Source organism: Mesorhizobium sp. C395A (assembly GCF_030323205.1).
Classification (GTDB): domain Bacteria; phylum Pseudomonadota; class Alphaproteobacteria; order Rhizobiales; family Rhizobiaceae; genus Mesorhizobium.
Genome location: NZ_CP100473.1, coordinates 3,378,481 through 3,391,297 on the forward strand (window position 1 = coordinate 3,378,481; position 12,817 = coordinate 3,391,297).

The 12,817-nt window shown below is 60.7% G+C and carries 10 protein-coding genes; 6 read left to right on the forward strand and 4 right to left on the reverse strand.

Annotated elements, in window-relative coordinates; all coding sequences use genetic code 11:
• Nucleotides 1-35: 35 nt before the first annotated feature.
• The 3 genes from NLY37_RS16570 to wecB are packed head-to-tail and all read right to left on the reverse strand — an operon-like array spanning nucleotide 36 to nucleotide 3,320.
• A complete protein-coding gene (locus NLY37_RS16570; protein WP_023713989.1) occupies nucleotides 36-839 on the reverse strand; it encodes a WecB/TagA/CpsF family glycosyltransferase in 804 nt (267 codons plus the stop codon).
• The gene (gene wecC / locus NLY37_RS16575) at nucleotides 836-2,173 is read right to left on the reverse strand and encodes a UDP-N-acetyl-D-mannosamine dehydrogenase (protein ID WP_023683437.1); all 1,338 of its coding nucleotides are present in this window, start codon (nucleotides 2,171-2,173) and stop codon (nucleotides 836-838) included. Before wecC ends, NLY37_RS16570 begins: the two co-directional genes overlap by 4 nt.
• Nucleotides 2,166-3,320: a non-hydrolyzing UDP-N-acetylglucosamine 2-epimerase gene (wecB, locus tag NLY37_RS16580; RefSeq protein ID WP_023741020.1), complete on the reverse strand. Its 1,155-nt coding sequence runs from the start codon at nucleotides 3,318-3,320 to the stop codon at nucleotides 2,166-2,168. Before wecB ends, wecC begins: the two co-directional genes overlap by 8 nt.
• Before the next feature lie 609 nt (nucleotides 3,321-3,929).
• Here wecB and NLY37_RS16585 point away from each other — a divergent pair.
• Nucleotides 3,930-4,970, forward strand: a complete 1,041-nt coding sequence (locus NLY37_RS16585; RefSeq protein ID WP_023741019.1) for a glucosamine inositolphosphorylceramide transferase family protein — start codon at nucleotides 3,930-3,932, stop codon at nucleotides 4,968-4,970.
• A gap of 42 nt (nucleotides 4,971-5,012) precedes the next feature.
• Here the strand turns inward: NLY37_RS16585 and NLY37_RS16590 are convergent, their stop codons facing one another.
• The gene (locus NLY37_RS16590) at nucleotides 5,013-6,116 is read right to left on the reverse strand and encodes an acyltransferase family protein (protein ID WP_196813675.1); all 1,104 of its coding nucleotides are present in this window, start codon (nucleotides 6,114-6,116) and stop codon (nucleotides 5,013-5,015) included.
• Nucleotides 6,117-6,299: 183 nt separating this feature from the next.
• On the opposite strand from NLY37_RS16590, the gene NLY37_RS16595 reads away from it, so the two are divergent.
• From NLY37_RS16595 to NLY37_RS16615, 5 genes are all read left to right on the forward strand, one after another.
• Nucleotides 6,300-7,757: a VpsF family polysaccharide biosynthesis protein gene (locus tag NLY37_RS16595; RefSeq protein WP_286440086.1), complete on the forward strand. Its 1,458-nt coding sequence runs from the start codon at nucleotides 6,300-6,302 to the stop codon at nucleotides 7,755-7,757.
• Nucleotides 7,758-7,975: 218 nt separating this feature from the next.
• Nucleotides 7,976-9,589 carry a GumC family protein gene (locus NLY37_RS16600; protein ID WP_031197769.1) on the forward strand — a complete coding sequence of 538 codons (1,614 nt, stop codon included), beginning with the start codon at nucleotides 7,976-7,978 and terminating at the stop codon, nucleotides 9,587-9,589.
• Between the two features lies 1 nt (nucleotide 9,590).
• Nucleotides 9,591-10,697: a glycosyltransferase gene (locus NLY37_RS16605; RefSeq protein ID WP_023741017.1), complete on the forward strand. Its 1,107-nt coding sequence runs from the start codon at nucleotides 9,591-9,593 to the stop codon at nucleotides 10,695-10,697.
• Between the two features lie 169 nt (nucleotides 10,698-10,866).
• On the forward strand, nucleotides 10,867-11,595 hold the full coding sequence (locus NLY37_RS16610; RefSeq protein ID WP_023741016.1) for a N5-glutamine methyltransferase family protein: 729 nt from the start codon (nucleotides 10,867-10,869) through the stop codon (nucleotides 11,593-11,595).
• Nucleotides 11,592-12,707 carry a hypothetical protein gene (locus NLY37_RS16615; protein ID WP_023733411.1) on the forward strand — a complete coding sequence of 372 codons (1,116 nt, stop codon included), beginning with the start codon at nucleotides 11,592-11,594 and terminating at the stop codon, nucleotides 12,705-12,707. Before NLY37_RS16610 ends, NLY37_RS16615 begins: the two co-directional genes overlap by 4 nt.
• Nucleotides 12,708-12,817 lie beyond the last annotated feature (110 nt).

The following is a 12,817-nucleotide window of genomic DNA, read 5'->3' on the forward strand; positions in this document are numbered from 1 at the left end:
GCGCTATGAGGCATGCTTGTCTGAAAGTCGCGAGCTTACGGATTGACGTTTCGGCGTCCCCGGCGAGACCAGAACTCACGCCACAGCAGCAGTGCATAGGCGGTGTTGGTATCGTAGTAGCGGCGCCACAAGCGTCGCGGCTCCTGCGCCACGCGAAACAGCCACTCCAGGCCCGCCGCCTGAACCAGTCTCGGTGCCCGGGCGACCTTTCCACCATAGACGTCGAAGCTGCCGCCCACGCCCATGACGAAACTCGGAGCGAGTACGTCGCGATAGCGCTTGAGAAAGCGCTCCTTGCTCGGCGTCGGCATCGCCACAAACAGACAGTCGGCACCTGAAGCGTTGATGGCCTCGACGATCGCGGCCTCTTCCTCCGCCTTGAAATACCCATTGCGCCGGCCGGCAATGGCCAGGCTCGGATGATCTCTGGCAAGTCGGCTTTCAACTGCGTCGAGAATGTGCTGTTCAGCGCCCAGAAGGTAGGGGCGATAGCCACGCCTGGCGCACAGCGCAAGCAGGTTGATCATGACGTCGACGCCGGTCACACGCTCCGGCAACTCGACGCCGCAGAGCCGCGCGCCCCAAAGCACGCCTTTGCCGTCGACATTGACCATATCCGCCCCGACGACATCCTCGCGCAGTTCGGCATTCTTGCGCATGTTCACAAGCTTGGCGACGTTCACGACAACATGATGAAGCGGTCGCCGCGTCGCCATCGCCTCGTCTGCGATGGCCAGCGTCTCGGCCATGGTCAGCGCATGGATGGTCGCACCGAGAAACTCGCGGCGGCGTGATGCCAATAGAGAGTGTTGCGCCCATGCCGGGTCATGCGAGTTCATGCCGCTTCTCCGGTGCGAGCGAGAGACTGCGAGCGTTCCATTTCGGATTTCTTGCCTTCGATGCGGGCGTCGGGCTTGCGCGCCTTGCGCCAGGTCCACAGGCCCCGTGTGTCGACGAGCTTCTTGTCCTTGAGCGCTTCGGGATCGATCAGATTGAATTGTCGATGGTCGACCAGCAGGACGACGATATCGGATTGGTCAATAGCGGAAAGTGCATCGGTGAACATGACGCCGCTGCCCTCGAGCTCGTGTGGCAACTGACGCGCATTGGGCTCGGCAGCGACGATCTTGATATTGGGAATCTTGGACAGAAGCTTAACAACCTCGACAGCCGGGCTCTCGCGCATATCGTCGATATTGGGTTTGAAGCTGAGGCCAAGACAGGCGATCGTCTGCTTGCGGGTCGGGTCGAGCAATGCCTCGATGTCCCTGACCACCGACAAGGGTCGCTCGGAATTGATGCGCCGTGCCGAACTGATCAGCCGCGTATTGTTCGGTGCGGCGTCGATGATAAAATACGGATCGATCGCAATGCAGTGGCCGCCCACGCCCGGGCTCGGCTGCAGGATGTTCACGCGAGGATGCCGGTTGGCGAGATCGATTACCTCCCAGACATTGAGCGACAGATCCTGGCACACCGCCGCAAGCTCATTGGCGAAGGCGATATTGACATCGCGGAACGCATTTTCGGTCAGCTTAACCAGTTCCGCGCTTTCGGCCTGGGTTATGAACAGGTCGCCGGCGACGAAGCTTGAATAGAGTGCCGCTGTCCGCTCCGAAGACTTTCGGGACAGTCCGCCGATCGAGCGATCATTGTTGATCAGCTCGGTCAGCACCTTTCCCGGCAGCACGCGCTCGGGAGAGTAGGCGACCAGGACGTCAGCTTCCTCGCCATGCGCGACGGGAAATTTGAGATCGGGTCGCAGTTCCGCGAGCAGCGCTGTCATGACGCGCGTCGTGCCGACCGGCGATGTTGATTCCAGCACCACCAGGTCGTCCCGTTTTAGCACCGGAGCGATGCTTCGCGCTGCCGCAAGCACGTAGCTGACATCCGGCTTGCGGTCCGGGGTGATCGGAGTTGGAACGGCGATAATATAGGCATCGGCCGGCTGAGGCGTGCTGAATGCCTTGAGCTTGCCATTGGCGACGACTTTCTGGATCAAACCATCCAGGTCCGGTTCGATGATGTGAATTTCGCCGCGGTTGACCTTCGCGACCACCGCCTCGTTCACATCGACACCGATGACATCGAGTCCGCGGCTGGCAAAAATGGCACAGGTCGGCAGGCCGATATAGCCCATGCCGATAACGGAAACGGTTTTGATTTCAGCCATGATTCAGCAATTCCTCAACGATCCGGCTCGCAGCTTGGCCATCGCCGTATGGGTTGTGCCTCTCCGCCATGCCGCGATAGACGCTCTCATCATCGAGCAGGCTATTGGCATTGGCCAGAATTTTTTCGATATCGGTGCCGACCAGCCGGGCAGTACCAGCGGCGATCCCTTCGGGTCGCTCCGTGTTTTCCCGCATCACCAGCACCGGCTTGCCGAGTGAAGGCGCCTCTTCCTGCACGCCGCCGCTGTCGGTCAACACCAGGTAGCTCTGTTTCTGCAGGTACAGGAATGGCAAATAGTCCTGCGGGTCGATCAGGTGGATGTTCGGCACCGTCCCGATTTCGGCGTCGACCACGGAGCGCACATTCGGGTTGGGATGGACCGGGTAGATGATCTGCACATCCCTGCGCGCCGACAATGCCTTCAGCGCGGTGCAGATTCTCTGGATGCCGCCATCGAAATTCTCACGGCGATGACCGGTGACGAGGATCATTTTCTTGGTCGGATCGATGAAGGGGAAACGAGCGGCGAGCTCGGCGTTCATCAGCTTGTCGGCATCGATCTCGCTGGAGAAATGCAGCAGCGTGTCGATCACGGTATTGCCGGTTACGAAGATGGTGTTCGCAGCCTTTCCTTCGGCGATGAGATTGTCGCGCGCCTCGGTGGTCGGCGCAAAATGCCAGGTGGCGATGTTGCCGGCAATCTTACGGTTCAGTTCCTCCGGAAAGGGAGAGTTGATGTTGTGGCTGCGCAATCCCGCCTCGATATGGGCAACCGGAATGCGCTTGTAGAAGGCAGCTAGAGCCGCGGTCATCGCGGTGGTTGTGTCGCCCTGGACGATGACGATGTCCGGCTTCGCCTTCTCCAGCACCCCCGCCATTCCGAGAAGCACGCGCGAGGTCACGTCGAACAACGTCTGACCTGGCTGCATGATGTTGAGATCGTAGTGCACCGGCAGGCCCGTCAGTTCAATGACCTGATTGACCATCTCGCGATGCTGGCCCGTCACACATATTTCCGTGGTGAAGCCTGGATGGGCGAGCGCGGCCCGCGCCACCGGAAAACATTTGAGCGCCTCCGGCCTCGTGCCGAACACGATCAGCAGTTTTCGCCTTGAGGGCAAGTTCGGATGTGAAACGGCGTTCATGGTTGACCCTGGTCACCGAAAGCGTGGGCGCCCGGCTGACATGTGCTTTCAGCCTAACAATAGCGCCCTGAACCGCCTTCGTATTCAAAAAAATTAACGTATGATTAACGCTAGAGTCCGCAGCCCCCCTTGGGCAACCCTTGCCAGGAACTGTGGGGAAAGATACCAGAGCAAAGCCATTTTTTGCTTTAACGAGAATAACTTGGGTTGACTAATATTTTAATCATCGGCCACGCCGTCGCATCCCGGCGCTGGGAAAATGAGCTTTTTAAGCGGTTGGATGCGGCAGGTTACGTGGTCTCGAGTTGCAACGCGCCGGCGGCGGCGCCAACCGCTCGGGGGCTGGACACTGTCTTGGCGATCGAGAGCCGGCGTTTCGGTCCCTCGCTGGCGGGCCGGTCCGAGCCGTTGCCGCCCATCGATCGCGGCCCTCCGGACCTCGTCATAGATCTCACTGCCAGCGCAACGGGGCAAGACGCGCCAGTCCTGAGGCTCGAATTTTGCGGTCGCAACAGCTTTCCAGCCGGCGTTGCCGCAATGTTGGCGAGCGGACAATTGCCTGAACTTGGCGCTCGCCTCGATGGCGTTGTCGTGGCCCAGGCTAGACCGATGCTGGCAGACAGGCTCTGGCTATCTCGAAGCTGCAACGACCTGCTCGCCGGCGCCATGTCGCTGATCATGCAAACCGTAGCCCGCTTCTTTGCGGGCAAGCTTGTGCCGGTAAGCGACAACCCGGTGCCGATCCTGAAGAACGACAGTTTTGTTCGACACTATGTGCCCTTTTTTGGCAGGGCTTTGATCGATCGCGCCGTGCAAAAAATCAGGCGGGGACGACGCCCCTTCTATTGGCAGGTCGCCTATCGGGTGATCGACGGACCAGGCATCGCCGAAACCGGGCAACTCGACGGCAAACCGTTCACAGTCCTGCCGGACGATGGCCAACGCTTCTATGCCGACCCGTTCGTCTTCGAGGTCGACCGCCGCCATCATCTGTTTGTCGAGGAATTTCCCTACGCGACGAGTCGCGGCGTGATTTCCGTCGCCGAGCTCGGTGACGATGGCACTTTCGGTGTTCCAAGGGTTGTATTGGAGGAAGCGCACCACCTGTCGTATCCGCAGGTGTTCGCACACGATGGCGAGATTTTCATGATCCCCGAAAGTGGTTCGGCTCGCGAACTTGTGCTCTATCGCGCCGCGCAGTTTCCCGACCGCTGGGTCCGCGACACGGTGCTGATGGCGGACAGGGATTTCAACGACGCGACGCTGCTCGAATCCGACGGTCGCTTCTGGCTGGTTGGAACGGAGCGGTTCGGCTACGGCAGCGCGTCGGACACGATGGCGGTCTATTGCGCACCCTCGCTGCGCGGGCCATGGGTCGCCCATCCGCTCAATCCCATTGCCGTCGATCATTCGGCCACCCGGCCGGGCGGCGCCTTTATCCACCACGACGATGCCCTGGTGCTGCCGGTGCAGAACGGATCGAGGGCCTATGGCGGTGGTCTGGGGCTGATGCGGCTTGAGCGACTCGACGCGTCCGATGTCCGTTTTGCCTCGCCCCGGCCGATCGGCGCGGGTCCGGCATGGGCACGCACGGGCATTCATACGCTTAACCGCGCCGGCAATGTCGAGGTCGTGGACAGCGCGGGCTGACTGAAGCGCTGAAAGCCGTGAGCGTCCCGTTGCGTGGCCTGCTTATTTGTTCTCCGTGGCAATATGAGGAAGCGGTGTGTTTCTCGTCTTCCTTCTGCCGTTCAGGGTCTGAAGAATCGGCTTCTCGATCATCTCGTAAATCACCAGACTGACGAGGCAGGCTGCCACGATGCTGACCACCGACACCAACAATACCGTTGTCGGATGCTCGTATCCGACGGTGCGTCTGGCCAGGTACGCCACAGCGCCGATCACGAAGATATGCGACAGATAAAGCGCGTAGGAAGCGTCGCCCAACTGCTCGAGAAGGCTCCAGTGCTTGAGTTTCGGCTCCAGAATGAGGCTGAGATGAAGCAGGCCCGCCGCCCACATTGCTTGTCCCGCGAAGCTGATCTGACCCAAGAGCGGCGTACCGTCATCGACGAATGAAAGCACCACGCCTGCAGCGGTCATTACGCCGAATATCCAGGCATGGCGTATGTCGGAAGTGAAATCACCGTCCAAATAGCGCCGCCCTATCCACATGCCGATTACGAATGCCACCGGAGAAGGGTTGAGATAGAACTGGATAACAGGGTTGGTGGGAGCCAGCCACAGCCCGGCTATCCACATCGCAATGAAAAAGACCGTCAGCACAAATACGCGCGAGGTCACGGACAGGAATGCGAACACCGCAAAAGCGATATAGAAAAATACCTCGTAATTGAGCGTCCAGCCGAGTGAGAGGATTGGACTGGCGCTATCCCGTCCAGGCGCTTCGTGAACAATGAAGAGGAGCGACTGAAGATAGTGGGGCCATGTAAAGACGGTCTTCTGGAAGAGACTTGGCGCGAGCGCCGCCAGAACCGCGGCGAGGCTGGTGAAAAGCCAGTAAAGGGGGATGATCCGGATTGCTCGGCGTTTCAGGAAGGTGGCAGCGGAAAACGGACCATCTCCCGTAATATGGACCATTATGAAACCGCTGATGACAAAGAACAGAACGACGCCCAGGCGGCCCGCCGTCACAATAATCAGATTGTCCACGCCAATCTGATAGGAAAAGGCGTGTGCGAACAGAACCAGCAAGGCGGCGCAGGCGCGAAGATACTGAATCGAATAGAATTTCTTCACCTTGATCTCCTGCGCTTTGCCGGCGCCTGATGCCATTGTGCCGTCCACAGGCAGCGCGTCGGGCGCCGTGCAAAGCATCGCCATCAATACGACCGGCCAATTAAGTGTGGGTTACCGAGTTCACGAAATAGCGTAAATCCGGCTGCCGATGCATGTCACGCAAGTGCATTGCGTGCATTCGTTCCCACGCGGCGCACTTTGGTGAGATTTCAATGAGCGGTGTCCGGCTTTTCGGCAAAGCTGACATGTGGCGACCCATGCCCGGCATCGCCACTGTTAAGATCGGGTTATCCATATTCCTTTACGTTCGTCCAGGAAAATGTACCCGGGGGCGCGTGCGTCCCCTGCCATCTCAATCGCAAGCCGCAACGCTGGTCGGATAATCGTGAGTGTCACCCCCACAGAGCAACAGTTCGTGACCGCGCAGGCCAGCCGCCAAGACGCCCTCACACTCCTGTTCTTTCTCCTCGCGGCCTTCGCTTTCCTGCTCCGCTCGACCATCTCTCCGCAGTTGATGAATATGGTGATGTCCTATTCGACGGAGGGGGGTCGTTTCCCGAAAAGCTGCATATCGGGACCTATGCGATCTTTCTGCTGCTTGTCGTCATCGCCACGACCCGGCCAATTCGGCTCGAAGGCGATGAAGTCAGGCTGTTCAAGGCGACATTGTTATATTCGCTGCTGCTGTTGTGGCTGGTGCCTTATCTCTTCGTGATAGGCCGTGCCGGCTCGGCCGGCTTCATAATCGATTCCTATCTGGTCTCTTGTGCCGCGGCGATGATCATGCTTGCCCTGGGTGACCATGTGCGCAGGGCGCTTGGCAATGTCATCGTCGGCATGATCGTCCTCAGCGCCATCATCGGAACGATCGAGGCCGTCACCCAGCATCGATTCCTGCCCTATCCCCTCGTTGAGCTGGACTTTCGGCCGATCGGACTGTCGGCCCATCCGCTGGCGCTGGGCGCGCTTTGCACCACCGCCATAGGTTTCGTTGCATTGACGCGGTGGCGTATCTGGGTGTGCGCGCTTTGCATCTTCATTATCTTCATCGGCACGGCCGCTTCGGGCGCGCGCACCGCCCTGCTGCTCGCTTGCGGCGAGATCCTGTTCCTGCTCGTGTTCCTGCCTTGGCCGGACTTGTCACCCAGACATCAACGCCAGGCCAAACTCCTGGTGCTGATGCTGACGCTGGCCGGTGGCGCCATAATGATTGCGATACTCTTTTCGGCGGGGCTACTGAACCGCTTCAGCAACACGCTCTTTGATCAAAATTACGACGCGCGCGTCAAGATCTACGATGTATTCAAGTTTGTTGAATGGAGGGACATCCTGCTTGGCATGAATCCCAACGAGTTGTTGAAGATCGTCAACGAAAAGCTCAACCTCCCCTTCATCGAAAGCACGCCGGTCGTTCTTACGCTTTTGTTCGGCCTGCCGATCGCCCTGCTCTTCGCCTTTGCTTTCTTCCGGTTCCTTTTCAAGCTCCTGCGCAATACGCCTCGGGCCGCCCATATCGCAGCGGCCGCGTCCATTCTCGCGGCATTGTCAAACAATGCCCTTTCTTCGAAGGCGCCGGATATCATGCTGCTCGTCATCTTGTTGCTCGCTTATCGAAAGCCGGATGGGCGCCAAACCGGCACGCCCCTTCAAGGCCAACCAGCATCAACAGCGACATGACGCCAAGCCCGCTCCTTGCGGGTGCCCTCGCGACGACCTCTTGTATTTCCATTTGAAACGCCTGCACGCTTTGCCAGGCTACGACGGGCGTGGCAGAATACCGACCAAGGGTGGATAGATCGCTGTTCCGGAACGCGCCTGACACGCCTGGAAAATGAAATGTTAACGATGTTTCCGTAAAGCAGGCTGTGCGTATTGAATATTAAAGGGTTAGCATGATGTCCGCCGCTTCCGGTCCTCCTCCAGCCGCGGCCGCCGCCGGCATTAGCCCCTATGAACGGATCGAAAATGCGCGGCGCGCCAGCAGGCCAAAGCCGCAACAAACCGCGCCGATCATGGCACATGCGGCGGCACCCGCTGTAACGTCGGCCCCTGTAACGTCGGCCCCTGTAACGTCGGCCCCTGTGTCGCCTGCACCCGTGGCGCCGCCTGTAGCCGAGCCCGTCACGACGGTGACGCTCAACAAGATCGGAACCTTTCTCGAACTCGATTTCGGGCGTCTGTTTGTCTGGCTGCGCGCCGGCCTCGCTCTGGTATGCCTGCTGGCAATAGCCGGCGGGATCATCGGCGGTGCCTACGCTCTGCTGAGCAAGCAGCGCTACACCGTGACCACGGACATCCTCATCAATCCCGCCAATCTTCAGGTTGTTCCGAATGATCTTTACCCGCAATCGGCCCAGGTCGATGGACAGCTGCTCAGCGCGCGCAGCAAAGAGCGCATCTTGACCTCGGGCAGCGTGCTTTCACGTGTTGTAGACGATCTTGACCTGGCCAGTGACCCGGAGTTCTTCGACGCGGACCGAAGCCGCACAGGGACGGACGGCGCCAAACCCGACCCAAAGCTTACCGCCCTGAAGAACCTGGCGGAACGGGTTAGCAGCATCGCGGATGAAAAGTCGTTTGTCACGACCTTGATGGTATCGGCGGAAACCCCCGCTAAGGCGATCCTGATTTCGCAGGATATCGTCAAGACTTTCCAGGAAGAGCTGGCCAGCGCCGAGGCTTCCGGCGCCAGCCGTGCCGCGGCCGCGCTGGACGGGCGGCTGGGCCAGCTCAAGAGCGATGTGCAGGCGGCCGAAGAGAAGGTCGAGGCCTATAGGCGCAGCCACAATCTGGCCACCAGCAATGGGCAGCTTGTTTCCTCGCAAACCATGACCCAGCTCAACGGCCAGATCGTGGAGACGCAATCGCGCGTCATCGCCGCGCAGGCAAGTTACGACGCCCTGCTTGCCGCCGGCGCAAACGGCACCAATTCCGGTCCCGCCACGTCGGAGGCGCTTGTGGCGCTGCGCGCAACGGCCAACGGCCTGCGCCAGCAGATCGATTCGCAGTCGATGACCTTTGGCCCCCGTCATCCGTCGATCGTCAGGCTTAAGACGGAGTACAACACGGTCAGCGCGCAACTCAGCGCCGAATACGCGCGCACCCTGCGCTTGGCGAAGGTCAATCTCGATGCCGCCAAAACCTCGTCGGCCTCCCTCAATGCCAAGATGAATGACTTGAAGGGCAACGTGTTCTCGGATAGCGATTCCGAGGTCGCCTTGCGTGAGCTTGAACGTGACGCCGCGTCGAAGACGGCTATCTATGAGAGCTTCCTGTCGCGGGCACGCCAGATAACCGAGCGCGAACAGATCGACAGCACCAATGTGCAGGTGATTTCCACCGCAGTGCCGCCAAAGGGCCGTTCATGGCCCCCGCGCACCGTCGTGATGATCGGCCTGGGGGCCATTGGCGGCATGATCCTCGGCATGTTGCTCGCCATTACCCTGGGTATCGTGCGCGACATGCGGCTTCCGCCGAACCGCCCGGATGTCATTGCCAGCCGCGCCTGAAATGGCGAAGCGGATTGTCTTTCACATTGCCAGCCTCAGGGGCGGCGGCGCCGAGCGTGTGTTCGTCCTGATTGCGAACGAGCTGGCATCGCGCGGCCACAACGTCACGCTTTTTACCTGGAACGCGCAGGGGCCCAATGCCGCCCTGCTTTCGCCTGCCGTGCATCTGGTCGATTTCGGCCTCCCCATTCGCGGCGAGGGTTATGGCAAGTGGGCGACATTGAAAGGCATCGTGCGAAGCGCGGGCCTGCTTGGCCGCCTTTCTCCCGACGCGATCTACAGCGCCCCGGAATTCGCCAATCTGGTCGTGGCGCTGGCGCTTTCCCTCGCGCGAAGCAGGGCGCGGTTCTTCCCGAGTTTCCACGCCGCCGCCTCATTGCCTTCCGGCAGCCTTGGCGCGAAAATGGCGGTCTGGCTTTCGGCCCTGGTTGCGGCCCGCGCCACCAGGGCCATCGCGGTTTCTGAGGGTGTCGGCGGCGATCTTGTGGCCCGAGGCTTCCCGAAATCCAAGGTCGTGGTCATCAACAACCCGCTGCCGCCGGCTGCGGCATCCCAGCAACGCTCCTACGCCTGGCAGGCAGAGCTCGCGGCGATGGGCGACGGCCCCGTCATCATCACCGCCGGACGCCTGGTGCCGGTTAAGGATCATTGGACGTTGCTGCGGGCCTTCGCTGTGCTGCGCGCCGGCCGCCGGGCCCGGCTTGTCATCTTCGGCGAGGGTCCGCTGGCCGACGAGCTGCGCGCCTATGCCGAAGAATCCGGTATCGGCGCAGACGTTCTGTTTGCGGGCTATGTCAATGATCCGGCGGCCTGCTACGCCGTAGCTAACTTGTTCGTCCTATCATCGACCAGCGAGGGCTTCGGCAATGTTCTGGTCGAGGCCATGGCAGCGGGGATTCCGGTGGTCTCCACGGACGCGCCGCACGGCCCGCGCGAAATACTTGATGACGGCCGCGTCGGCGCCCTGGTGCCGGTCGGCGATGCCGGGGCCCTGGCAGTGGCGATGGCCAGAATGCTCGACCAGCCGACAACCGCCGCGATCCTGAAAAGCAGGGCGGCGGATTTCGAAATTGAAAAGATCGGAGACCGGTACGAGGCGTTGCTCTGAATTAGCGCATGGATCGGCTTGCGGCGGCACAGGAATTCGCCATTGATGGGACAGGACGCCGCCAACATAGGCCGGTTACTCCCAATCCAATCATGATCTTTAACATCAATTTACCCGGAGTTGGTAACAACAGGGAACCCGCGTTTTATCCTCAGGATAGGGATTTTCCTTGCCGCAGCATCACAGCCTTCCTGCCGGCCGTGCAAACGATCGCAATTGGCTGCGATTGCACCGCTTCATGCGGGTTGAGCTGGAACTCGCGCCTGACGTCCTGGTGCCGCGAGCCGAAACGGAACTGCTTGGCCGAACGGCCGCGGCCATTCTTGGCGAACAGGCGCACGAAACGATCCTGATCGACATGTGCTGCGGCAGCGGCAATCTTGCCGTGGGCATCGTCAGCGAATGTCCTCGGGCTCGGGCATGGGCGGCGGACCTGACCGACAGCACGGTTTCGCTTGCCCGCCGCAATGTTGTGCGCCTCGCCCTGCAGGACAGGATCAAGGTCCGGCAAGGCGACCTATTTGCCGCGATCGAGGGTGACGGCCTCCACGGCGCTGCCGACATGGTTGTGTGCAACCCGCCCTATATTTCCTCATCCCGTCTCGATAGCGAAAGCGCGCATCTGTTGGAGAACGAACCTCGGGAAGCTTTCGACGGCGGCCCTTACGGTATTTCGATCCTCCAAAGGCTGGTCCGGGATGCCGCAGCTTTCCTCAAGCCAGGCGGATGGCTGCTGTTTGAGTTCGGCGAAGGTCAAGATCGGCAGATAGCAACCCTTTTATCGAGAACGAAATCCTACGAAACCCCAACCTTTGCCGTGACGGCCGACGGCCAGCCCCGTGTCGCCATGGCGCGCAAACATGGTGGCCGGGTTCCCGGAACCGGGAGCCCGGCGTGAGCGTCGTCCGCGCCCTCGATCAGGCCGACCTTGCGGCCGTCGCGGGCATGTTTCAACGCATGCTGCGCAAGAAGCGGGGGCCAGCGCCGGCCTCCCTCGTCGATTACATGAGGCGGTTTTATCTGGACGCACCCGACTGGGGCAGCGGGCTCCGTTCGCTTGTCCATGTCAATGACGCCGGCCAGGTTTCCGGCTTCGTCGGCGTTCATGCGCTGCCAATGAAATTCAACGGCCGGCAGCTCTACGCTGCCATCTGCAGCTCGCTGATGGTCGAGGATCACGAGACCGATCCGATGGCCGGTGCCCGCCTGTTGAAGGCCTTCCTCGATGGTCCGCAGGACATCTCCTTCAGCGAAACCGCCAATGATACGTCCGTGAAACTGTGGACGCGGCTTCGCGGCGTAGTGCTGCCGCAATACAGTCTTGACTGGGTTCGCGTGATGCGGCCGGCGACCTTCATGCTCAGCCTTTTTGCCAATCACATGAAGCTTGCCTGGATGTTCAACCCGCTCGCCCGGATGGTCGACCGGCTCTACCTTCGCAAAATGGAGGGCGGTCAACGACGCTGGACCGGCGTCGTCGCCAACGCATCGAGCCGGGGGGCATTTCGGACCTCCGAGATCGACAGCGGCAGCTTTGCGGGGCTGCTGGAGCCGCTTTGCGCCCAGTTTCCGCTACGTCCGCAGTGGGCGGAAGGTCAGCTCAACCATATTCTGGGCGATGCGGCGCAAAAGCCGGATTTCGGAGAGCTTGTCTGCGTGTCGGTGGCATCGCCGAACGGCGCCAATGTCGGCGCTTTCGCCTATTACGCGCGACCGGACGGGATCGGCCGCGTGCTGCAGGTCCTCGCTCTTCCCGGCCAGGCCGGGCCGGTGATCGATTGCCTGGTCGAGCATGCCGCCCGGCGCGGTGTCTCCGGCTTGCGCGGCCGCGTCCAGCCCGCGCTTCTGGAGGCCATGCTTGTAAGACGCATAGCCTTCATACCGGTCGCCTCGACCGTCGTGCATTCACGCGATCCCGAGCTTCTCGATGCCATGAAGAACGCGCAGGTCTTTCTGAACGGGCTTGCGGGCGAGCAGTGGAGCCAGTTGATCGGCGGCCGCTTCACCTGAAGCGTTCCGCCTAGAGCAATTCCAGGAAAGGGTGCGCGGTTTTCCGTCCGAATCGCGTAAAAACAAGAGCTTAGAGCGCCTCGCATGAAATCGGGTTCATGCGAGGCGCT

Coding starts and splice junctions, on each gene's coding strand:
- NLY37_RS16570 (WP_023713989.1), bottom strand. CDS start 839: ATGAACTCGCATGACCCGGCATGGGCGCAACACTCTCTATTGGCATCA.
- wecC (WP_023683437.1), bottom strand. CDS start 2,173: ATGGCTGAAATCAAAACCGTTTCCGTTATCGGCATGGGCTATATCGGC.
- wecB (WP_023741020.1), bottom strand. CDS start 3,320: ATGAACGCCGTTTCACATCCGAACTTGCCCTCAAGGCGAAAACTGCTG.
- NLY37_RS16585 (WP_023741019.1), top strand. CDS start 3,930: ATGCTGGCAGACAGGCTCTGGCTATCTCGAAGCTGCAACGACCTGCTC.
- NLY37_RS16590 (WP_196813675.1), bottom strand. CDS start 6,116: ATGGCATCAGGCGCCGGCAAAGCGCAGGAGATCAAGGTGAAGAAATTC.
- NLY37_RS16600 (WP_031197769.1), top strand. CDS start 7,976: ATGTCCGCCGCTTCCGGTCCTCCTCCAGCCGCGGCCGCCGCCGGCATT.
- NLY37_RS16605 (WP_023741017.1), top strand. CDS start 9,591: ATGGCGAAGCGGATTGTCTTTCACATTGCCAGCCTCAGGGGCGGCGGC.